The following is a 21,235-nucleotide window of genomic DNA, read 5'->3' on the forward strand; positions in this document are numbered from 1 at the left end:
GCGCTCCTGGGTGGCGGACGTCCGGTGGCGGGGGGCGGGAGACCGAAGGGGTTCAGCCGGTGAACACCGCGTCGTAGATGCCTGGTTCGCCGACGCTGTAGCCGACGTGCAGCGGTCGCGAGGAGGTGATCAGGTTGATGTTCTCCTTGGCCACCGTCCACGAGCCCAGGCCCCGCTGGTCGAGCAGTTCGCGCATCTCGGGTTCGCTGTAGGAGGCGCGCAGCGACGTCATGAACGCCTCGGCGTCCCCGTCCGCGTACTGGAGCACGAAGGAGACCATGCCCTCGTCGGCGTCCCGCGCCAGGTCGTAGAGGACCACGATGCCGTCGGGCCGGCACACCCGGGCGCACTCGCTGACGATCCGGTCGGGCTTGTCCCAGCGGGCCACGGCGCAGAAGCTGAAGACGACGTCGAAGGAGTCGTCGTCGTACGGCAGCCGGGTCAGGCGGGCCCATTCGCAGGAGAAGTCGCCGCCGTAGCCGACCAGGTTCGAGAAGATCGTGTTCTCGCGGGCCACTTCGAGGAAGGCGTCGTTGCTGTCGACGCCGGTGAAGAGGGCGCCGGGGTGCTGGGCGGCGAGCCGCAGCGAGATCAGGCCGCTGGCGCAGCCGACTTCGAGGATCTCCTTGCCGTCGCCGCAGTGAGGACCGATGAGCTTCATCATGTGCTGCATCGGGATGATCATCGAGGTGCGGATGTTGCGGTCGTAGGCCCGGCACTGGTCGACGTCGTCGAACGTGTCCTTCTGCGGGACCCGTTCGGCCAGGTCGAAGATGCGGCCACGCGGCCGGCGCCGCAGCTTCGCGGGAGTGGTCTCAGAGCTGGACAACGGGGAGCCCCTTCCGTCCGTCGGCACGGTCGATCTGCCAGTTGAGGATCTCGGTGCTTGCCGACGTGGGCTGCGGCAGGCGGTAGTTGGCGTCGGAGTAGAACGTCTTGCAGATGTTGTCGATGTAGTACCAGCCCTTCGGGTACGTGACCTGGATGGCCTCGTCGGTGATCTCGATCAGGCCCTTGGCGGCCAGGTCGTCGCACTTGTCCTTGAAGTACTCGTAGGGGTCGACCCCGTGGCGCTCGCGGTAGACGGACCGCTTCATGCGCAGCAGCTTGAGCCCGAGGACGAGGCTGCGGCAGCGCTGTTCGTGCTCGTCGGTGTAGGCGCCCATCACGACGGGCAGCCGGCCCGCGTTGCAGGTCTCGATGTAGGCGTTGATGTCGGGCTCGGTGAGGTACATCCGGTTGTTGAGGTAGCCGTAGGCACCGGAGCCCATGGCCACCATGTCGCCGCACCGGCCCCACACCTGGGAGAGGTGGTCGGTGAGGTAGAAGGTGTCGGTCTCCAGGCCCCGGTAGGGCTTGGAGCCGTCGGTGAGCACCGGGTAGGTCTTGACGCCCTTGGCCTCCCACTCGGGCCTCATGGGTTCGATGAAGTCGTTGTAGGTCAGGGCCAGGTACCCGGCGTCCATCAGCGTGGTGTGCAGGTACTGGTACATCTCGTCGGCTTCGTGCGTGCTGGGGCAGGGCGGGGTGGCCCCGGACTGGAGTGCGAAGAACACCTCGGAGCCGGGCAGGACCGCGTAGTTGTACACCGAGAACGACGTCACGGGCAGGTCCATCAGGGTCCTGATGTCCTGTGCCCACAGCTCGTGGGTCTGGCCCGGGATGCCGATCATGTAGTCGATGCAGAGGTTCTCCATGCCGCTGCGGTCGATCAGCTCGATCGTCCTGGTGGCGGACTCGCCGGTGTGCGCCCGGGCGCGGCCGAGGTAGCGCAACAGCGGGTCGTGGAAGGTCTGCACGCCCAGGCTCATGCGGTTGACCCCGTGCTTGAGCAGGACGTCGAGCTTGTGCTGGTCCACGTCGACGGGGGTGGACTCGATGGTGACGGAGCAGTCGTCGCTGAAGTTGAGGCGCTGCTTCATGAAGCCGAGCAGGTCGTCGAGCTCCTCGGCGCGCAGGGTGGTGGGGGTGCCGCCGCCGAAGTAGCCGGAGGTGAAGACCACGTCCTTGAGGTACGGCAGCCGGGAGTACATGTCGATCTCGGCCTTCAGCGCCTCGATGTAGCGCCTGACCAGGGTGTTGCGGGTGTTGAACTTGTTGTACGGGCACGAGGTGCACACCTGGTTGCAGAAGGGGATGTGCACGTAGAACGAGGTGGTCTTGGGGAACTTCTCCTGCTGCGCGTACATCGCGTCGGCGGTGAGGGGCCTGACGTCGCAGGGGTACCAGCGCACGAACTCGATGTCCCGTTCCGGGTATTCGCGCCAGAAACTGGGTGTGTCGAGGAAGTTCCTGGTGATGGTGGTGTCGGTCACGGGTTCCTCCCGTATCGGATGGCGAACGTCATGGGACCGTCCGCTTCGGCCCGCCAGTCGTTCAGGCCCGCGGCGGTGAGCAGGGCCCTGGCCTCGGTGAGGGTGTATGCGCCGCGCAACGAGGTGAGGAAGGTCCGCAGCCGGTAGCGGCCCGCCTCCGAGGTGTCGTCGGCCATCTCCCTGAGCGAGTATTCGAGGATGAACGGGTCGGGGTCGCGCCTCAGATCGCTGACGAGGACCTGGCCGCCCGGTAGGAGCAGTCGGGCCAGACGGCGCAGTACGGCGGTCGGGTCCGGCCAGGCGGCGAAGGCATTGGCGCTGTAGACGGCGGCGAACCGCCGGGTGTTCCACGGTTGTTGGGCGGGGTCCGGCACTCCCCCGGGCACGCTGTGGACGGTGGCCCGCAGGCCGGCCTCGGCGAGGCGGCGCTCGTACAGGGCGGCGGCGTGCTCCGACTCGCAGACCGCGTGCAGTTCGGTGCGGCCCAGACGCAGCAGTTCCACACCGAGCCCGCCGTAGCCCGATCCGGCTTCGAGCACCGGGCCGGCGCCGGCCGCGTCCATGACCTCGCGCAGGAACTCGCCCTTGTACCGGCCGCGTTCGGCCAGGTAGCGGTCGTAGTCCTGCCGCTCCTTGTCGCTGGAGCGCGGATGGCGCGCGGGGACGCGTACGGCGAGCGAGGGGGCCGTGGCCATCGTGCGGTCACACCTCCTTCAGTACGTCGAACAGGGTCTCCTCGGTCCTGACGACCCGCTGCGCGGCCGAGCGGAGCTGCCCGGAGAGCTGCTCGCGCAGCGGGTCGAGTCCTTCGGCGGCGGCGGTGCGCAGCTCGGGCAGCCGGGCTCCGAGGGCGGCTGCCGCGTCCTGGTCCTGCGTGCTGCCGCGCAGCAGGCGCTGGTCGCGCTCGTTCAGGGTGTCGCGCAGTTCGGTGAACGCGGGGGTCCAGGACGGCAGGAGCAGGGCGAGGAAGTCGTGCCAGGCGTCCACGGCACCACGCGCGAGCGGCACCGCCCGTTCGAGCGCCTGGTCCGCTGTGCGGGTGGCCGCTTCGGCGAGGAAGTCGGCGAACATCGCCCGGAAGCCGCAGCCGCCGGTGCCGGCCAGCTCGAAGTCGACGTAGGCGCCGCAGAGGGCGGTGACGACGTCCTCGGCCGGGCTGCGCCGCACGAGGTGGTCCAGACCCGCGCCGTAGGCCGCCAGCCCGCGCAGTCCGAAGGTGGGCACCACCGGGTTCCGCATGGCGGCGCAGGACACCCGCACCCCGTGCCGGATGTCGTCCGCGGACGGTTCCCGGGCCGCCGGCCAGTCGGCGCGCAGCCAGGCGTGGCGGGGCGGGAACGGCGGGTGCTCGGAGCCGCGGGCGGCGGCCAGGTCGTCCAGGGAGAGGGTGCGGGGGGCGACGCACCGGTCGGAGACGGTGACGGTCCCGGCGTCGGGGTCGTGGTCCAGGACGACGAAGGCGTGCGCGCCGAAGTGCCGGGTGGCCTGGTAGTACGGCAGGTGGAACAGATCGCCGTAGACGATCACCGGGCTGCCGAGGTCCAGTTGGCCGCGTACCTGTTCCCACGCGGTCTCCGGGTCGGCGGGGAGCACCACCTCCAGGCGCAGGCCGACGCCGTCGGCCATGCGGCGGGTGAAGTCGGGGAAGGGGCCGTTGCGGCCTCCGACGAAGGCACGGCCCTCCGGGCCCTTGGGCATGTGCATGAAGCTGATGCCGCCCGCCACGCCGAACAGCAGCGGTTCGCTCACCTCCGTGCCGTGGTGGGCGAGCACCTTGTGCAGGGCGGCGGTCTCGCAGTGGGCGCCGCCGAAGCGGTTCAGGGTGGGGGCGGTCGGGCTCTCGCGGCCGACTGCGTGGGCGGTCATGCGCGCGTTCCCTTCGTTTCGGCGGCGGTCGCGGGGACGGTCCGCGACAGGGGCCGCGGGTGGGCCTGCTCGGCCGCGAGTTCCGCGAGCACCGAGCGGGTGTAGGAGTTGTCGGGTGCCGGCGGGTGGTCGAGGGCCGTGCCCGCGAGGACGTTGCGCACGGCGGCGCGGACGAGGAGGGGGTCCACGCCCCGGGCCGAGAGTTCGTCGGCGAGCCCGTCGCAGGCACGCAGCGCGGCTTTGGTGGCGGCCCGGTTGACGGGGCCGACGACGCTCTCGTCGCCGACCAGGAGGGTGCCCAGGCCGGAGGCGAGGTGACGCAGTTCGTCGAGGCGGCCGGTGTCCTCCGTGACCAGGACGGTGGGCACACCGCGGGCGAGGGCGGCGAACTGGCACACCGGTTTGAGACCGACGACGTCGATGCCGAGCAGGTCCGGGGACCGCGCCAGGAGGGAGCGCAGGCGCGCGGTGGGCACGCTCGTCGCCAGGCTGACGAACAGCGGCCGGCGGCCGGCGCGCGCGGCGCGGCGGGCCAGGCCCAGCAGCGCGTCGTCCGTCTTCTCTGGCGGCACGCACAGCAGCACCGCGTCGGCGGTGACCAGGGTCTCGGCGTCCGTCACGGGCAGGGCGGTCGTCGCGGCGGCGCGCCGGGCACAGTCACGGTCCGTGTCGTACAGGAGCACGGCGAACCGGTCCTTCAGACGGGCGGCGAGCACCGTGCCCAGGCGGCCCGTCCCGGCGATGCCGACGGTCCGCAGTACGGTCGCGCCCGTCATGAGGCCGCCGCCGCGAGGTCTTCGAGGGTGAGGCTGCCCGGCTTGAGCATCCGGTCCATGGCGCGCCGGACCAGGGTGCGGTCGATCGGCTCGACGACGGGCGTGATGCCGATGGCCGCCGCGACCCGCTCCGCCACGTCGGAGCACAGCCGCGCGGGGTCGCCGCCGTCGGCCTCGACCCGGATCTCCAGGCCGGTGCCGGTCACCCCGGCCGCCCAGTACAGGCCGGAACCGGGGGTGGACAGCACGATGTCCTCCAGCGCCAGCTTGTTGATCCGCCTGCCGGCGACCACGAGTTGCTCGCTGACCCGCCCGTGGTGGTCGAGGGTGCGGCGGGGACTGCCGCAGGCGCACGGCGCGGACCGTACGGTGACGAAGTCACCGGTGCGGTACCGCAGCAGCGGCATGGCCCGGCTGACCAGGCTGGTCAGCACGAGTTCGCCCGGGTGTCCGTCGGCGACGGGCTCGGTGGTCTCGGGGTCGATCACCTCGAACAGGTGCCGGTCCTCGGTGAGGTGGAGGCTGCCTTCGGCGCAGGTGAGCCCGAGCGAGTTGGTCTCGGTCGAGCCGTAGGCGTTGGACAGGCGCACCCCCCACAGGTCCGCGATCTTGGAGAGCTTGGCCGGCGAGCAGGTCTCCCCCACGTACATGAAGGTGCGCAGGCCCACCTCAAGCGGGTCGCGTCCGCTGTCCTTGAGCAGGTCGTAGAGCCGCAACGCCCGGCTGGGGGTGCACACCAGACCGGTCGGTTTGACCGTCCACATCATCTCGACCATGCGCTCGAAGGGGCAGACCCGGCTGAGCGTGCCGACCGCGACCACGCCGGCGCCCGCCTGTTCCAGGGCCCGGTCGAGGTCGTAGGAGGCGAAGGCCAGTTCGTAGGGGATGGCGATGAAGACGAGGTCGCCGGGGCCGAAGACATGGCTGACGGAGCGCTCGACGGCGACGTTGCCGCGTATCCAGTCCTCGTAGGTGATGACGGCGGACGTGGGGCGGCCGGTGGTGCCGGTCGACTCGCCGTAGCGGATGATCTCCCGCCGGTCGGCGGCGACCAGGCCGAACGGATAGGCGTCGCGCAGGTCGCCCTTGGTGGTGAACGGCAGCTTCCGGATGTCGTCGAGGGTGTCGAACCGCGTGCCGCTGTGGGCGGCCCAGTTCCGGCGGTAGTGGGGAGAGGCCGTGAGGGCGTGCGCCACCGACTCCCGCAGCCGGCCGAGCTGGAGCTCGGCCGCCCGGTCGGGGGTGAGCTTGTCGAACGCTTCCAGGTCGGCGCAGGCCGCGCGGCGGATCTCGTCGTAGCGCAGGTGGGGCGGGACGGTGGTCTCGGTCACTGGTCTTCCTCCCCGAAGACGATCTGGGTCTTGATCCGGGCAGCGGCCCGTCCGCCCGTCACGGGGGCGGCGAAGGCCTGCTCGGCGGCGTCGGCCGGAAATCGGTGGGTGACCAGCCGGGCGGCCTGGTCCCGGTGGGCGTCGAGGAACGCGTGGACGGCCGGGAAGCTGCCCGTGCCCCCGATCGACCCGATGAGCGTCAGCCCCTTGACCACGAGCAGGTCCGTACGTATCTCGGTGCTGCGGCGCAGGCCGAAGCAGAGGACGCGGCCCCCCGGCCGGGCGAGGGTCAGCGCGGTGTTCAGGCCGGCCTGGCTGCCGGAGCACTCGACGACGACCGGGTGGTCGGCGCCTTCGGCGAGCCCTGCGTAGCCCGTGGCCCGGTCGTCGGGCGGGGGCGGGGTCTCGACCGGGGCGGCGGGGAAGAGTTCCCGCACCCGCTGTGCCTTGGCGGGGTCCGCTTCCAGCAGCCGCACGGAGCGGACCCCGTAGTGGCCGGTCAGGATCAGGTAGGAGGCCAGGCCCAGGGCGCCCGCGCCGATGACGAGGACGTCGTCGTCGGCCTCGGGGGCGAGGCGGCGCAGGCCGTGGTCGGCGACGGCGAAGAACTCGGTGAGGGCGAGCAGCCCGGCGCCGAGCGCGCAGATGTCGGGGTAGAGGTAGCGCCGGTCGACGACTTTGAGGCGGCTGGAGAATCCGTCCACGGTGATCCCGAACTTCTCGATGTGCCGGCACAGGTTCCGGTCGCTGGAGCAGCCGGCGCAGTCGCCGCACCAGCGCGAGCAGTCGCCGGTGACCCACTGTCCGAGCAGCGCGGCGCCGTCGCGGCCGGTGTCCACCACGCGGCCCGACCACTCGTGGCCGAAGCGGATCGGGTAGGCGCGCGGGCCTCCGTAGGTGCCGTCGTAGAGGCGGTGGTCGCTGCCGCACAGGGTGATGCGGTCCACCTCGACGAGGACGTCGTCGGCGCCGAGCGCGGGCAGCGGCGGCACCCGGTGCGCGGTGTGGAGTTCGCCGGGTGCGGTCAGCAGGAGGTCCTGGACGCGGCTCATCGGTCTTCCTCCCCACGGGTGGTCAGGGGGGCGGGCAGGGGGGCGGGGCGGCGCTCGGGCAGATGGGCGAGGAGCTCGGCCTCGATCCGCTCGCTCTCCTGGCGCGCCATGCGGATGCGCTCGCGCAGGCCGATGGTGCGCAGGCCCCACCACAGGTACCAGTTGTCGTTGGCCAGCACCCGCTCCTGGATCTCGTCGAGGAGGGCGCTGTCCTCGATGACGTCCCGGGACACGTAGTACTTGGGCACGATGAACCGCTCGTCGCCGGTGAGCATGCCCTCCTCGACGGCGGTGGTGTGCAGTGCGGTCCCGCGGCAGACGCGCAGGCCGAGGGTCCAGTAGGCGTGGGCCTCGGGAGCGCCGGGCGGCACCAGGCCGGACATCACGTCGAAGGTCTCCCGCACCGAGTCCCGGTCGTCTCCCGGACTGCCGATGAACAGACAGTGCTCGACACGGATCCCGGCCTGCTCGAACTGCCGGTGGGCGCTGACGATCTGCCGCTGGCGGAAGTTCTTCTTCAGCCGGCGCAGCACCCGGTCGTTGCAGGAGTCGGTGCCGAACTCGACGTAGTAGCAGCCCGTTCGGACCATGAGGTCGACGAGTTCGGGGGTGACGTTCCCCGGGTTGATCATGCAGGACCAGGGCATCTCGATGCCGCGCCGGACGAACTCCCGCAGCACCTCGACGGCGTAGTTCAGGGGCAGGTTGAAGACGCCGTCGACGATCTCCAGGACCTCCAGTCCCTCGTCCCGCAGCCGCTCCACCTCATCGGCGACCCGTTTGACGTCGTCGAACTTCACCCCGGTGCCGTCGACCAGGAAGTTGCTGCAGAACACGCACTCCAGCACGCAGCCCTTCTTGGTCTGGATGGTGGCGGGCACCTTCTCGCTGCGGTCGTGGGTCTCGTAGGAGTAGGTGAAGTAGCGCGGGTCGTACAGTTCGGGGTCGGGACGGGCGGCCTTGCGGTAGTCGATCTCGAAGACCGGGTCCCTGCGCTGGTAGGAGCCGTCCGGCGCGCGGAAGATCACACCGGGCACGTCCGCCGGTTCGGTGCCGCGGTGCAGGTGGGCGAGGAAGGGCACCATGGACTCCTCGGCGAAGCCGGTGATGCCGTACTCGGCGCCCACGAAGTCCATCAGGTCGTCCGGCACCGTGGAGAAGCCGGGGCCGCCGAGGACGACGGTGACACCGGGCCGCTCGGCACGCGCCCAGTCGGCGACCTCCCTGGCGAGCGGTGTGTAGATGACCGGCTCCAGCATGTTCTGCGAGTCGACGTTGCGGATGGAGATCCCCACGACGTCGGGCCGGAAGGCGGCGACCGCCTCGCGCACCGCCTTCTCGTCCTCCTCCTCCCACATCAGGTCCAGGACGTGTACGTCGTGCCCCGCGGCCCGCACCTGGGTCGCCACGGTGACCATGCCGATGGGCAGCACCGGACGGAAGGACTTGAGCTTGTTGACGGAGACGAACATGACCCTCATCCGGCGCCGCCCCCGATCTCACGGTCGGCGTCGGTCAGGGCGGCGACCAGCGCCCGCAGTTGCTCCTCGCTCTGGTGCCAGTGCACGACCAGGCGCAGGAGTCCGTAGCGGCGGGCGACGGAGGCGATGAACCCCCGCCGTTCCAGTGCGTCGACGAGCTGTCCGGGCGCCGGGTGGCGCACGGTGACGACGGTGAGGTCCGGCGCGGGGGCGACGGCGAACCCGGCCCCGCGGAGCAGGCCGAGCAGGAGCTCCCTGCGCTCGAAGACCGAAGCGACGAGCGTGCGGTAGCCGGCGCGGCCCATGGTGTGCAGCGCGGCCCAGGTGGCGAGCACGGCGGCGCCGGGGCGGGTGCCGAGCAGACCGTGGTGGTCGTGGGTGCCGCGGTAGTGGGAGGCGACGCGCAGCCGGTCCAGGTCCGCCGCGTCGCGTACCAGGAGCTGGCCGGCCGGGATGGGCGCGCCGCCGTACTTGTGCGGATCGAGGGTGACGGAGGTGACTCCCGGGACATCGAGGCCGACCGGCGGCAGCGGGTGGCCGAGGTCACGGGCGAAGGGGACGAGGAAGCCGCCGGTCGCCGCGTCGACGTGCAACGGCACGCCCAGGGCGCGGGTGTGCTCCGCGATGGCGGGGACGTCGTCGACGGCCCCGGTCTCGGAGGTGCCGGCGGTCGCGACGACGAGCGCGGTGTCCTCGGTGACGAGGGACCGCAGCGTCTCGACGCAGACGTGCAGGTCGGGTGTGAGCGGGGCGTACACGGGCTCCACGCCCAGCATCGCGAGGATCTTGTCGAAGGAGAAGTGGGCGCTCTCCGGCAGCACGATCCGCGCGGGACGGCCCGTGCGGGCCCGCTGCCCGTCCCGGCGCAGCGCGGCCAGAACCGCCAGGAGGTTGGCCTCGGTCCCGCCGGAGGTCGCCACTCCCCCGGCCTCGGGAAGCCCGAGGAGGTCGCCGAGGAGCGCCGTCACCTCCGTCTCGGCGCGCCGCAGCGACGGGAAGATCCGGTTGTCGCCCATGTTGGTGTCGAGTGCCTGGGCGAAGACCTGCCGGGCCACCGGGAGCGGCGCGGAGCAGATGGAGTTGAACACCGTGCCGTCGGCGTAGTCGTGGTCGTCGCGGCGCAGTGCGTCCAGGCCGGCGAGGACGGCCGCCGTGTCCCGGCCGTGCTCGGGCAGGCCCGTGGGCCGGGCGGGTGCCGCCCGGTCAGCCGATCCGGTGCGGGATGTCGAAGAACCCAGCAGCGTTTCCATGAACGAGAGCCCTCACGGTCTGTTCCGGAACGCCTCCGAGGCGGAGGCGATGGACGGTCTTGCCGAGGCCGAGCGGGTCGGCGGAGCCGAAGTGGAAGCCGGTGTTGAGCATCAGGCGCTCCGGCCCCCGGCTGTCGAGAATGCGCATCACCTCACGGTGGGTGACCTTCTGGCGCACGGCGAACAGCGCGTCCGTGCGCGGCGAGACCGGCAGGCCGTAGCCGCCGAGCCCGTCGAAGCCACCGTGGTCGTGGACCAGGCGCAGCTTGTGCTCGTCGAGGTCCATCACGGCGACACGCCCCGGATCGATGCCCGAGCGCTCGATGGCGCCGGCGAGCAGCGGCAGCATCGCCGTGAACGCCTCCAGCGGCGGCGGGGTCTCCACCATCACCGGTGTCCCCGTGTCGGCGGCAAGAAGCAACTGCCTCTCCAGCACCGTCACTTCGTCGCTGGTGCGATGGCGGAGCGACACCTCGCCCAGGGCCTTCACCCGGGGGTGGCCGAGCCGCTTGTGGAGTTCGTCGACGCCCTCCAGAGCGCTGCGCAGATCGCTCATGTCGGCGGCGTGCACGGCCAGCCCGACGTACAGGTCGATGCCGTACACCGCCGCACGGGCCGTCTCGACCTCGATGAGCCGCTCGAACCGCGCGGCGAACGCGTCGCCAGACGAGCGGCGCTCGTGCGAGCTGGAGCAGGGGGCGAGCGCACTCGTCACACCGCTGACCGCCATGAGTTCGTAGTCGTCGGCGTTGCGCAGGTCGCTGTGGATGTGGTGGTCGAAGAGCGGGACGAGGCCGGGTCCGTGCGCGCCCCGGGGCGCCAGGAGCTGTGGCGCGGGGGTCGCACGGCCGGCGACGGTGGCCGGCCGCACGGTGGTCAGTCTTCCGAGGAGGACTCGGCGGAGGCCGCGGCCGCGGTGAGCACCTCGTGGCTGCGGCGCAGGGCGTGCCGGTAGACGTCGCTGTGGTTGTACAGCTCCACGCTGACGTGCCCCTCGTAGCCGCCGCGGCGCAGGATGCGGAAGAACTCCACGAAGTCGATGTCCCCGTCACCGGGGATCTCGTGGTAATGGGTGCGGCCCTTGATGTCCTCGACCTGGAACACGGGGGTGATCGGCAGGTGGCGTTCGACGGAGGCGAGGTAGTCCTCCTCCACGACGCGGCAGTGCCCGAGGTCCTGGGCGAGGGCGAAGCGCGGGCTGTCCAGTTCCCGGGCGAGCTGGGCGACCGCGGCGTTGGTCTCCAGGAAGAACTCCGGTTCGGGTTCCATGGCGAGGATGACGTCGCTGTCCGTGCTGTCGAGGATCTCGGTGATGCCCTCGACGAGCCAGCGCCGCGCGTCGGCGGGGTCCACCTCGGGCTTGCGCTTGCCGGTGGCGAAGTTGATCAGCGGGATGCCGAGCATGTCGGCGATACGTATGGACCGTTTGACGAGGTCGACGCGGCGGGCGCGGCCGGCCGCGTCGGGGTGGACCAGCGACGGCTCGAACCTCTCCTCGCTGAGCAGGTTGTCGGCGCCCGCGGCCAGGCAGCAGGCCTCGATGCCGGTGCGCTCCAGCGCCTTGCGGATGACCGACGCCTCGTTGTCGGAGAAGGAGAACGGGTCGATGTGCGCGGGGTGCAGGGAGAGTTCGATGCCGTCGTATCCGGCCTCGGCGACTTCCTCGACGGCCCGCTCCACGGTGAGGTTACGCAGACCGTTGGCGTTGTAGCTCAAGCGGTGCACAGGGGCTCCTTCGCAGGGTAGGGCCGTCACCGGGCGGCGATGGCGTGGGTGTGGAAGTCGTGCCAGGTGCGCAGTTCGATCTGCTGGAAGCCGGCGCCGCGCAGCATCTGCTCCAGCTCTTCGAGGGAGAAGCGCAGATGGCGCTCGTCGGGTCCCGCGCCGTCGGGCTGCCGCGCGTACCAGGACTCGATCTCCCGGTTGCGCGCGGTGTCCGGGGTCTTGCGGTAGTCCGCGATGGCGACGCGGCCACCGGGTTTGAGGACCCGGTGCATCTCGGCGACCGCCAGGGCCGCGTCCTCGGCCAGTTCGTGCAGGACGTAGGTGCACAGCACCAGGTCGACGCTGGAGGTGGGCACGTCCAGGGGGGCGAGGGCGCCGACCTGTGTGGTCACGCGTGCGGTGAGCCCTTCCTTCGCGGCACGGCGTTCGAGCACCTTCAGGAGCGGGGCGCTGCCGTCGACGCCATGGACGCTGCCGTCGGGGCCGACCGCGCGGGCCGCGGGAATCGTGGCGTACCCGGTGCCCGCGCCCACGTCCAGGACCCGCTGGCCCGGCGCGGCCTGTGCCGTGCGCAGCAGTCCCTGGACCTCGCCGAGGGCCCAGCGCAGCGGCCCGTCGAGACGGTAGATCGTCTCCTCCACCTCGGGTGTGTGGTGCACTGTGGTGTTCATGAGCCCATCCCTGTGGTGTCGGTGGATCAGGCCTCGGTCAGGACGCTCTTGAGCAGTGGTTCGGCGACGGGCGTCTCGTAGTCGCCGTCGACGCAGCGCACGGTGCCGACGCGGGGCACGAGGACGAAGCGGATCGCGGCTCCGGCGCGGCGTTTGTTGTCGCTGAGGATGACCTCGACGATCTGCTCGGCCGTCAGTTCCTCGGGCAGTGCCACGACGCTGCCCAGCCGGTGCTTGAGGATGTGTTCCTGTCGGTGCAGCACCTCGGGCTCGCACAGACCGAGGCGTACGCCCACCTTGGCCGCGGCGCACATGCCGATGCCGACCGCTTCGCCGTGCAGCAGTTTGCCGTTGCCGAGGAACTCCACGGCGTGTCCGACGGTGTGGCCGTATTCGAGCATGATGCCCGCGTGCCGCTCACCGGGGTCGAGGGCGAGGATCGACAGCTTGCTGCGCACCACGTCGTGGCAGAAGCCCAGCAGGTCGTCACGGACGGCGGCCAGGTCCGGCGTGAGCAGGTCCTCCAGCCGCTCGAACCAGGCCGCGTCGTTGACCAGGCCGTTCTTGATCGCCTCGGTGATGGCGCTGCGGTGCTGGCGGACCGGCTCCTCGCGGGTGTAGGCGACGTCCGCCCAGATGAACAGCGGCGCGTGGTACATCCCGAACTGGTTCTTGCCCAGGGAACCGTTGACGGCCTGCTTGTTGCTGAGCGAGCCGTCGGTGAGGTTCAGCATCGTCGTCGGGACCTCGACGTACCTGATGCCCCGGTAGGTGAGTCCCGCGGCGAGGCCGACGATGTTGCTGATCATGCCGCCGCCGAGCGCCATGACCAGGGAGTCCTTGGTGACGCCGGCCGCGACCAGACGCTCGCACAGGTCGGTGAGCTGCTGCCAGCCCTTGGCGGACTCCCCCTCGCGCACGGTCAGTACGTTGACGGCGATGTTCGCGTCACTCAGCGTCCGGGCCAGTTCCTTGCCGAACCGGGCGTGCAGCCGGTCGCTGGTGACGAGGTAGATCTCGTCGAAGGCATGCCGGTGCAGATACGCCGGCAGCTGGTCGGCGATGCCGTCCCCCAGGTAGTACGGACAGCTGGGGCTCACTCCGCTCGACAGCTCGATGATGGTTCCCCTGGCCACTTCGCTCCTTCATGGGATGGCGGACGATTGCGGTCCGCGCAGGGGGCGGATTCAGGCACCGTCACCGAGGTGCGCGGTGTAGCCCTCCAGGTCGAGGGCACCGTTGCCGCTCACGCAGGCGACGATGGTCTCGGCGCGGCCCGTACGACGGGCTTCGATCGCCCGGTCGACGGCGGCACGCACCGCGTGGCAGGACTCGGGGGCGATGAGCACGCCCTCGTGGCGCAGCATGAGCGAGCCGGTCTCGAACGCCTCCGCCTCCTCGTAGGCGACCGCGTCGATCAGGCCCTGGCTGCGCAGCACGCCGACCACCGCCGAGCCGCTGTGCTGGCGCAGGCCGCCGACATGGGTCTCGGGCAGCTCGTAGTCACGGCCGAGGGTGTAGGACTTGGTCAGCGGCGTGATGCCTTCCGGGTCGGCGTGGTCGTAGCGCCACTCGCCGCGCGTCAGCCGGGGTGCGCTGGCCGACTCGGCGCCGATCAGCGTCAGTCCGTCGCCGCGCTCGGCCTTGTCCGCCAGGTACGGGCCCATCAGGCCACCCAGGTTGCTGCCGCCGCCGACACAGGCGATCAGGGTGTCCGGGGTCTCGCCGAGCGCCGCCAGCTGAGCCTTGACCTCCTGTCCGATGACGGACTGGTGCGCCAGCACATGGGGCAGGTTGCTGCCCGAGATGTACCGGGTCTCGGGATGGTCCTGCGCATAGCTGATGGCTTCGCCGATGGCCGTGCCGAGGGAGCCCAGCAGATGACGGCCGTCGCGCAGCAGCGCCTTGCCGACCTGCGTCCGCTCGCTGGGCGACGGGTACACCTCGCCGCCGAGCAGCTTGATCACCGTGTGCCTGCCGGGCTTCTGCCGCGCCGACACGCCGGCCCAGAAGATCACCGCGTGCAGACCGAAGAGCCGCGCCGCCCAGGCCACCGCGTGACCCCACTGCCCCGCTCCGGTCTCGGTCACCAGCGTCCGTACGCCCTGCTGTGCGGCGAAGTACGCCTGTGCGATGGCGGAGTTGAGCTTGAAGCTGCCGGTGGGCAGCACGTCCTCGCGCTTGAGGTAGATCCGGGCAGGCGTCTGGAGGTGGGCCTCCAGGGCCCGTGCCCGCAGCAGCGGGGTGGGGCGGCCGATGGCCGCGAGTTCCTCGCGGACCCGCTGCGGGATGGGAAGGAAGGACTCCGTGGACGCGTCCTGTTCCTGCACCGCGGCGAGGCGGATCCGGCGCTGGAGCGCGAGCCGGGAGGGCTGGCCGTCGTCGCCGTCCCTGGCCGGCGGCAGGGGGACCGGCAGATTGGGTACGAGGTTGAACCAGGCTTCGGGCACATCGTCCGGGGCACCGCTCGGCATGACCGGGGTCGGGTTCCAGTCGGGGCCCGGGGTCCTGGCGCCCGGCGCGGGCCGCGGTCCGCCGCTCATGCCCCGCTCCCCATCCGCGGCGGGTGGAACGGCTCCTCAGTGGCGTGCATCCAGATCCCCTCTCTGCTCGTCCGGGACACGACGAGAAGCCTCATCGCTGGACGGCGGCAGGGGGAGGGTCGGCCCGGGACGTTCACCGTTCGAGTCAAAGGACACTCGTACCGGACTCGACCGCTTGACCTATATGACTGATTCGCTCACCCGTGCCCTGTGTGGCACTGGCGCGTTCTCACAAGAGGCGGGCTCCGCAGCGCCTCGAAGACGCGGGGCCGGCCCCATGACTCCCGGCACAAGCCCGAACACGAGGAACCGCGCGCATGTCCCTGGGCGACACCACGCAGCACCATCCATATCACGGACTCTACGAAGCAACATCCGTACCAGCTCTGCTCGAAGTGCCTCCCCTGGAGTACCTCGCCGTCGACGGGGAGGGCGATCCCCAGGACTCCAAGCTGTTCGCCGCCGCGATCGAGACGCTCTACGCGGCGGCGACAGCGGTGGCGGTGGCATCCGGCGGGCCTCGGCCCGGCGACGCGGACCACGGGCCGAGCCCGCTGGAAGGTCTGTGGTGGAGCACCGATCCGGACCTGAACCTGCACAGCGGCGACCCGGCCCGCTGGCGCGACCGCACGAGCTGGCGCTGGACTCTCCTGCTCAGACAGCGTCACGCGGTGGACGCCGCCACACTGGCGGCGGCCCGCGCGGAACTCACCGGGGACTGCCCCACTCCCGAATCCGCCGCCGCGGTGTCCGCCCTGGGGGCGCGCACTCTGCGAGAGGGCCTGTGTGTCCAGGTGCTGCACGAGGGCCCGATCGAGAACGAGCCCGCGACGGTCGGCGCCCTCCACCGCCATCTCGACGCACAGGGGCTCGTCCCCGCGGGCAGGCACCACGAGATCTACCTCGTGCCGTCCCACACCGCTCCCCCGTCCCGGCTGCGCACCATCCTGCGCCAGCCGGTTCGCCGACGGGGCCGGTGACCCGGGCGCGGTTTCGCCTCTACCCGGACACGGCACCGGGGGATCCTGAGTGCGCCGCGACGGTGCGAGCCGGCCAGGGTGAACCGGCCGCGGCACCGGCGGCGCGGTCGGGCCTCATGGTCCGAGCCGGCGCGCCACTGACAACCGCCCCGGCCCCCTAGGGTCGGGTGCATGCTCCTGTGGATCAACGGTCCCTTCGGTGGCGGCAAGACGCAGACCGCCTACGAACTCCGGCGTCGGCTTGCCGGCAGTGTCGTCTGCGATCCCGAACACGTCGGCTTCGGTCTGCACCGGATGATGCCCCCGTCCCTGCGCGGAGACTTCCAGGACCTCGCTGTCTGGCGGCAGGGGGTGTTCGAAGTACTGGATCACGTCCTGAGCAAGCACGAGGGGACGGTGATCGTGCCCATGACGATCGTGGAGCCGGCGTACTTCCGCGAGACCGTGGGCCGCCTGCGCGAACGCGGCCACGATGTACGGCACTTCGCACTGCTGGCCGAGCGTGAGACCGTGCTGCGTCGGCTGCGCGAGCGCGGTTTCGGACACGTTGTCCAGTTCGTCGCGGGCAAGGACGCCCCCTTGCGTCGGGAGAGCTTCGCCGTGTCCAAGCTCGACCTCTGCCTGGAGCGCCTGCGCGCGGAGGAGTTCGGGGACCAGGTACGGACCGACCACCTCACCGTGCCCGAGGTGGCCGAGCACATCGCCGCCGCCGTCGGCCTGGAGCTCGCGCCGAACAGGGACGGAGCGCTGCGAGGACGTGCGCGGCGGGCCTGGACAGGGATCAGGCACATTCGGTTCGACTGAGTGCCCGCCGGCCACCTCCACCTGCCCTCGGACAGCCCCTTGCGGCGATGTGTGCCGTGTCACGCACGTCAACCGCCGTCTAAGTTGTCTGCATCACAGCGGAAATGTCCCTTTGGCGTCCATGCTCGAAACGGATGCCGGCTCCCGAAGTGGGGCCTATCGGCGTCCCCTTGAGCTGAAGTCGCGAAGTGACTCATGCCACAACACCGGTGACATCCCACCCTTCTCCCTGTTCCTCCTGTTCCTCTTGTTCCGCTGGGAAGGTGCCCCATGGCCGCTTACCTCTGTCCTCCTGCCGTGATACACGGCGAGCACCCCGTGCAGACCAGCCAGATCGTGGCGGAGGTGCGCGACCGGCACCCGCACGCGACGTGGGCGCCGCGCATCGACGGCATCGCGGCCAGTACGGGCATCGAGACCCGCGGGTGGATGCTGCCGCTGGAGACCGCCGTCGCGCCCGGCGACGGCGGCGGCCTGCGGGCTGTCGGTGTCGGGCCGGCCCAAGACGCACTGGCGCGCGACGGGTTCACCCAGCAGGACGTGGACCGCGTGATCGCCGCACTTGAGGCGATACCCGCGCCGCAGACCGTCCAGGAGCGCACCGGACCGGCCTGGGAGGCCGTGCGGTCCTACGGTGAGCGCGCGGCGCGCGGGGCCCTCCAGATCGCCGGGTTGGACGCCGCGGACATCGACTGCCTGATCACCAGTCACTCCACCACCCCGGCGCTGCCGGGCCTGGACATAGCCCTGGCCGACAAGCTTGCGCTCCGCGACGACGTGATGCTGCTGCCGGCCACGCAGTGGGCCTGCGTCGCGGGGACCCGCTCCCTGGCGCTGGCCGCGGACCTCGTGGCCGCGGACCCCGACCGCGTGGTCCTGGTCGTCGTCTCGGAGGCGCTGAGCACGACCTACCAGCCCGCCGACGACACCCTTGAGTCGCTGATCGTCCGGTTGCTGTTCGCGGACACCGCGGTCGCCGCGGTGGTCACGGGCCGCCCCCGGCGCGAATCGGTGCTGCGGCTGGACGCCGCCTGGCACCACACCCTGCCCGGCACCCAGGACCTGCACCGCCTGGAGACGCGGGCGGACGGCACCCACTTCGTGATGGACCGGCGCGGGCCGCGCGCCGTGCAGGAGACGGTCACCGCGATGTGGGAGTGGCTGCGCGTCCGCTACCAGGACCACCCCGACGCCTGGCACCCCGACGTGCTGCTCGCGCACCCCGGCGGGACCCGGGTGCTGGAGTACATGGAGCAGACGATGCCCGACGCCTGGCCGTCGGGGCTGCTGGACTACAGCCGGGACAGCTACACCACCGGCAACCGCGGAGGCGCCGCCGTGTTCGACATCCTGCGGCGGGCGCATGACGCCGGGCAGAAGCCGGGCAGTCGCGCCGTTCTCTACGCGGCGGCACCGGGTCTCACCGCCACCGCCCTGGAAGGGGAGTGGCTGTAGTACGGCGCCGTACGGCCGGCCGTACCAGTACCAGGCCGTACCGGTACCAGGTGCCCGCGCCACCCGTACAGGCGTAGCCGCGTCACGTCGCGACTCTCGCCCAGACCACCTTGCCGGCGTCCGTCCACCGGACCCCCCAGCGGGTGGTGAGCCTGTGCGCGATGTGCAGGCCGCGACCGTCGTCGTCGAGCAGGCCGCCCCGCCTCAGACGTGGGCTGCCGCTGCCGGTGTCGCCCACCTCGCACAGCAGGCCGTGGCCGGACCTGATCAGCCGTACCGTGATGGGGCCGGTGGCGAAGCGCACGGCGTTCGTGACCAGCTCGTTGACCAGCAGCACCACGTTGTCCCGGGTGTCGTCCTTCGTGCGCCACTGCCGCAGCAGCACGGAGACCTGCGTGCGGGCACGGGCGGGGGCGTCATCGCGGGCGGGCAGCCGCCAGGTCGCGGTGTCCCCCTTGCGGTAGCCGATCATCCGGGCGAGCAGCAGGGTCACGTCGTCGCGCTGGCGCGCGGGTGCCAGCGCGGAGACGACGTGCCGTGCCGCCCGCTGGAGGGTGTCCCAGGGGTGCACCGTGGACACGGCGTCCGCCAGCCTGCCGATGCCCTCGTCGATCGGCACGGCCGGATCCTCCACCAGGCCGTCGGTGTACAGGGCGAGCAGGGAGCCCGGGGGCGCGCCGAAGGTGTGCACGTCGAACGGTTCCCGGAGCGCGAACTCGGCGCCGAGGCCGGGATGGGGGCGGACCTCAAGCGGGCCCGCCCGCCCGTCCGGGGAGACCAGGACCGGGGGGAGGTGACCGGCGCTGGACAGCGTCACGCGGTGGCTGACCGGGTCGTAGAGGGCGATGCAGCAGGTCGAGCCGAGGGCGCTGTAACCGGCTGTCAGCCCGGTGTCGGCGTCGTCCAGCAGCGAGACGGTCTCGTCCAGGTGCTCCAGCACCTCGTCCGGCGCGAGCCCGGCGGACAGCAGCGCGCGGGCCTCCATGCTCAGCTGGCCCATGGTCGCCGCGGCTCCCAAGCCGTGTCCGACGACGTCGCCGACCACCAGCGCGGTGCGGCCGTCCGGCAGCGGGAAGCTGTTCACCCAGTCACCGCCGACGCCCGCGCTGTCGGGCGTGGCGGGCTGGTAGACGCTGGCGATCTCGATGGTGTCGCCGCCGACCCGGGGCAGGAGCCGGCGCTGCAAGGCCAGCACCTGCGTGTGCTCGCGCTGGTGCTGACGAGCCAGGTCGACGTGGTGGGCGGTCCTGGCCACCAGCTCCTGCAGGTCGAGCAGCTCGTTGTCGCGGAAGGGGGAGTCCGCCCGCCGCCAGACCTCCGCCACACCCAGGACGACGGGCGGCGCGCCGTCCAGGACGAGCGGGATGCACGCCACGCCCGCCGACCGGTCGCCGGGCACGAGGGCCCGCACGACCCGAGGACTGCCGAGCACCCGCTCGACCGCCTCCCGGTCGGGTATGACGATGGTCTGCGGGACGTCGTCCCGCAGTACCGCCTGCGCCAGCAGGCGACTCGCGTCGCCGGGAAGATCCTCGCCCGGAGTCACGTAGCCCTCGGGCCACGCCCGGTCCGGCACCAGGGCCGCCCGCCGTAGCCGGATACGTCCCTTCGCCTGGCCGGTGACTCCCTCGCCCGTCCACACGGCGAAGTCGAGGTCGACGGCGGCCACGTCTCCCCAGGCCAACAGGGACTCCGCCAGTGACTGCGCGGTCTCGCCGATGTCCAGCGAGGTGCCGATCGCGGTCTCGGCGGCGTACAGGTGCAGCCTCCTGGCCATCGCGATCAGGGAGACGGTCAGGCCCTCCTCAGGTGCCGCGGCGGGCAGGATGCTCATCGAGACGACCAGCTCCGACCCGTCGCCGCGCCGCAGGCGCTGGATCCGGGCCACGTGCGCCTCACCGGTCTCCACGACCTGACGCAACCGCCGGGTGACCGTCGGTACGTCCCCGTGGGGCAGGAGACCGACGAACGGCTTGCCGACCACGGCGTCGAGACCCGCGAACACCGGGGCGTCGAGATTGCAGCGGGTGATGATCAGATCCCTGTCCAGGTTGACCGCGCCGAGAATCTGCTCCTGACGCCCGGCCGCCGGGTCCTCCGGGCCGCGCCGGCGCCTGGTGCGGTCGCGCTGCGCGTCGGCGGGACCGGCGTCCGGTGCCGCTCCGCCTCGCGGGATGTAGCGCCCCAAGGCCCTGCTGACCAGGTCGAACGCCGAAGAGGACGATGGGGAGGGTGTGGAGTCCATGCAGCTCTCTCAGCAATCCCCGGCGCAGCGCCGGGGCCGTACTCGGACTCGTGCGACGGGGGCCCCGAGATCCCTGACCGCACACCTCATTGAATAACAGCGGGGGTCGCTTCGCCCACACCAGCGAATCGCGGGCCGAACGCGGACCGTGAGGAAGGAGGAGCGGTCGGTAGGGCCGTGCCGACCCCCGCCGCGGGCCGTCGCCCGCCCGGATGCGCCGAGCGCCGGACCTGGGCGCCGACGCCGTCGGTTCCCGCGCCACGGCACGGCTCCGCAGGGGGCGGCCGTCAGCCGCTCGCTCGCCCGACTGCGCACGCCCTTCGACGGCCCCGACTCCGTCTCGCGGATCGCCCTGCCCCGCTGGTACTCCCTGTCCGCGGGCAGAGATGGGTGGTCGAATGCGAAAGTGCCCTGGCGGCCCGCGACTTGTGACGGCACCGCGCTACCGGACGTTCCAAACCCCGCTGGAAAATCCCCACTTCGCCTACCGGCAGGCGTGGCACGTCCGGTGTACGAATGATCCGAGCTACGGCCCATCTCCCGGACGATCGCGGTGAGTTACGGCTCCTGCGTGGTGGCGCGGGGCCTGGTCGCGTAAGGCGGAACGGGCTGGGCAGGGCAGGGTCTTCCGGTCCGCCCGGCACCGAATAGCGATCAGGGGGGCCGGATGGCAGTCTGAGAGGTGGATCCAAGTTTCGGGGAGCCCCGCGCGCCGATCGGCATTTCTGTTCGTGATCGCGG

Annotated in this window: 18 protein-coding genes; 3 read left to right on the forward strand and 15 right to left on the reverse strand. The window is 71.4% G+C overall.

Annotated elements, in window-relative coordinates; translation table 11 throughout:
* Window positions 1-52 precede the first annotated feature (52 nt).
* The 14 genes from IE273_RS23295 to IE273_RS23360 are packed head-to-tail and all read right to left on the reverse strand — an operon-like array spanning window position 53 to window position 15,010.
* Window positions 53-829, reverse strand: coding sequence for a class I SAM-dependent methyltransferase (locus IE273_RS23295; RefSeq protein ID WP_189817093.1), 777 nt, complete (start codon window positions 827-829; stop codon window positions 53-55).
* Complete coding sequence (locus IE273_RS23300) at window positions 816-2,315, reverse strand: coproporphyrinogen-III oxidase family protein (RefSeq protein WP_189817094.1); 1,500 nt, start codon at window positions 2,313-2,315, stop codon at window positions 816-818. The genes IE273_RS23295 and IE273_RS23300 overlap by 14 nt, the downstream gene beginning before the upstream one ends.
* Window positions 2,312-3,010: a class I SAM-dependent methyltransferase gene (locus IE273_RS23305; protein WP_189817095.1), complete on the reverse strand. Its 699-nt coding sequence runs from the start codon at window positions 3,008-3,010 to the stop codon at window positions 2,312-2,314. Before IE273_RS23305 ends, IE273_RS23300 begins: the two co-directional genes overlap by 4 nt.
* 7 nt (window positions 3,011-3,017) lie before the next feature.
* On the reverse strand, window positions 3,018-4,181 hold the full coding sequence (locus IE273_RS23310) for a BtrH N-terminal domain-containing protein (RefSeq protein ID WP_189817096.1): 1,164 nt from the start codon (window positions 4,179-4,181) through the stop codon (window positions 3,018-3,020).
* The gene (locus IE273_RS23315) at window positions 4,178-4,957 is read right to left on the reverse strand and encodes an NAD(P)-binding domain-containing protein (RefSeq protein WP_189817097.1); all 780 of its coding nucleotides are present in this window, start codon (window positions 4,955-4,957) and stop codon (window positions 4,178-4,180) included. Before IE273_RS23315 ends, IE273_RS23310 begins: the two co-directional genes overlap by 4 nt.
* Entirely contained in the window at window positions 4,954-6,288 is a 1,335-nt protein-coding gene (locus tag IE273_RS23320) for a phenylacetate--CoA ligase family protein (RefSeq protein ID WP_189817098.1), read from the reverse strand. The genes IE273_RS23315 and IE273_RS23320 overlap by 4 nt, the downstream gene beginning before the upstream one ends.
* Window positions 6,285-7,340, reverse strand: coding sequence for a zinc-dependent alcohol dehydrogenase (locus IE273_RS23325; protein WP_189817099.1), 1,056 nt, complete (start codon window positions 7,338-7,340; stop codon window positions 6,285-6,287). The genes IE273_RS23320 and IE273_RS23325 overlap by 4 nt, the downstream gene beginning before the upstream one ends.
* Window positions 7,337-8,812 carry a B12-binding domain-containing radical SAM protein gene (locus tag IE273_RS23330; protein ID WP_189817100.1) on the reverse strand — a complete coding sequence of 492 codons (1,476 nt, stop codon included), beginning with the start codon at window positions 8,810-8,812 and terminating at the stop codon, window positions 7,337-7,339. The genes IE273_RS23325 and IE273_RS23330 overlap by 4 nt, the downstream gene beginning before the upstream one ends.
* A gap of 5 nt (window positions 8,813-8,817) precedes the next feature.
* Entirely contained in the window at window positions 8,818-10,071 is a 1,254-nt protein-coding gene (mfnA, locus tag IE273_RS23335; RefSeq protein WP_189817101.1) for a tyrosine decarboxylase MfnA, read from the reverse strand.
* Window positions 10,025-10,942 carry a TatD family hydrolase gene (locus IE273_RS23340; RefSeq protein WP_189817102.1) on the reverse strand — a complete coding sequence of 306 codons (918 nt, stop codon included), beginning with the start codon at window positions 10,940-10,942 and terminating at the stop codon, window positions 10,025-10,027. Before IE273_RS23340 ends, mfnA begins: the two co-directional genes overlap by 47 nt.
* Before the next feature lie 5 nt (window positions 10,943-10,947).
* Window positions 10,948-11,796, reverse strand: coding sequence for a sugar phosphate isomerase/epimerase family protein (locus IE273_RS23345; RefSeq protein ID WP_189817103.1), 849 nt, complete (start codon window positions 11,794-11,796; stop codon window positions 10,948-10,950).
* Between the two features lie 26 nt (window positions 11,797-11,822).
* Complete coding sequence (locus IE273_RS23350) at window positions 11,823-12,467, reverse strand: class I SAM-dependent methyltransferase (RefSeq protein WP_229887400.1); 645 nt, start codon at window positions 12,465-12,467, stop codon at window positions 11,823-11,825.
* Between the two features lie 26 nt (window positions 12,468-12,493).
* Window positions 12,494-13,603, reverse strand: coding sequence for a 2-deoxy-scyllo-inosose synthase (locus tag IE273_RS23355; RefSeq protein ID WP_189817104.1), 1,110 nt, complete (start codon window positions 13,601-13,603; stop codon window positions 12,494-12,496).
* 51 nt (window positions 13,604-13,654) lie between these two features.
* Window positions 13,655-15,010, reverse strand: a complete 1,356-nt coding sequence (locus tag IE273_RS23360; RefSeq protein ID WP_189817105.1) for a TrpB-like pyridoxal phosphate-dependent enzyme — start codon at window positions 15,008-15,010, stop codon at window positions 13,655-13,657.
* Between the two features lie 317 nt (window positions 15,011-15,327).
* Between IE273_RS23360 and IE273_RS23365 the strand changes: the two genes are divergently transcribed.
* From IE273_RS23365 to IE273_RS23375, 3 genes are all read left to right on the forward strand, one after another.
* Window positions 15,328-15,990, forward strand: a complete 663-nt coding sequence (locus tag IE273_RS23365) for a GyrI-like domain-containing protein (RefSeq protein ID WP_189817106.1) — start codon at window positions 15,328-15,330, stop codon at window positions 15,988-15,990.
* A gap of 171 nt (window positions 15,991-16,161) precedes the next feature.
* Entirely contained in the window at window positions 16,162-16,794 is a 633-nt protein-coding gene (locus tag IE273_RS23370) for an AAA family ATPase (protein ID WP_189817107.1), read from the forward strand.
* A 270-nt stretch (window positions 16,795-17,064) separates the two neighbouring features.
* The gene (locus IE273_RS23375) at window positions 17,065-18,249 is read left to right on the forward strand and encodes a beta-ketoacyl-[acyl-carrier-protein] synthase family protein (protein WP_189817108.1); all 1,185 of its coding nucleotides are present in this window, start codon (window positions 17,065-17,067) and stop codon (window positions 18,247-18,249) included.
* 82 nt (window positions 18,250-18,331) lie between these two features.
* Here the strand turns inward: IE273_RS23375 and IE273_RS23380 are convergent, their stop codons facing one another.
* The gene (locus IE273_RS23380; protein WP_189817109.1) at window positions 18,332-20,494 is read right to left on the reverse strand and encodes an ATP-binding SpoIIE family protein phosphatase; all 2,163 of its coding nucleotides are present in this window, start codon (window positions 20,492-20,494) and stop codon (window positions 18,332-18,334) included.
* Window positions 20,495-21,235: the final 741 nt, after the last annotated feature.

Source organism: Streptomyces olivaceoviridis (genome assembly GCF_014650115.1).
In the GTDB taxonomy this organism is placed as follows: Bacteria; Actinomycetota; Actinomycetes; order Streptomycetales; family Streptomycetaceae; genus Streptomyces; species Streptomyces olivaceoviridis.

Excerpts from the sequence above, each read along its gene's own strand:
- IE273_RS23305 (WP_189817095.1), bottom strand. The coding sequence starts at position 3,010 with ATGGCCACGGCCCCCTCGCTCGCCGTACGCGTCCCCGCGCGCCATCCG.
- IE273_RS23310 (WP_189817096.1), bottom strand. The coding sequence starts at position 4,181 with ATGACCGCCCACGCAGTCGGCCGCGAGAGCCCGACCGCCCCCACCCTG.
- IE273_RS23315 (WP_189817097.1), bottom strand. The coding sequence starts at position 4,957 with ATGACGGGCGCGACCGTACTGCGGACCGTCGGCATCGCCGGGACGGGC.
- IE273_RS23325 (WP_189817099.1), bottom strand. The coding sequence starts at position 7,340 with ATGAGCCGCGTCCAGGACCTCCTGCTGACCGCACCCGGCGAACTCCAC.
- IE273_RS23330 (WP_189817100.1), bottom strand. The coding sequence starts at position 8,812 with ATGTTCGTCTCCGTCAACAAGCTCAAGTCCTTCCGTCCGGTGCTGCCC.
- mfnA (WP_189817101.1), bottom strand. The coding sequence starts at position 10,071 with ATGGAAACGCTGCTGGGTTCTTCGACATCCCGCACCGGATCGGCTGAC.
- IE273_RS23350 (WP_229887400.1), bottom strand. The coding sequence starts at position 12,467 with ATGAACACCACAGTGCACCACACACCCGAGGTGGAGGAGACGATCTAC.
- IE273_RS23360 (WP_189817105.1), bottom strand. The coding sequence starts at position 15,010 with ATGAGCGGCGGACCGCGGCCCGCGCCGGGCGCCAGGACCCCGGGCCCC.
- IE273_RS23365 (WP_189817106.1), top strand. The coding sequence starts at position 15,328 with ATGTCCCTGGGCGACACCACGCAGCACCATCCATATCACGGACTCTAC.
- IE273_RS23370 (WP_189817107.1), top strand. The coding sequence starts at position 16,162 with ATGCTCCTGTGGATCAACGGTCCCTTCGGTGGCGGCAAGACGCAGACC.
- IE273_RS23375 (WP_189817108.1), top strand. The coding sequence starts at position 17,065 with ATGGCCGCTTACCTCTGTCCTCCTGCCGTGATACACGGCGAGCACCCC.
- IE273_RS23380 (WP_189817109.1), bottom strand. The coding sequence starts at position 20,494 with ATGGACTCCACACCCTCCCCATCGTCCTCTTCGGCGTTCGACCTGGTC.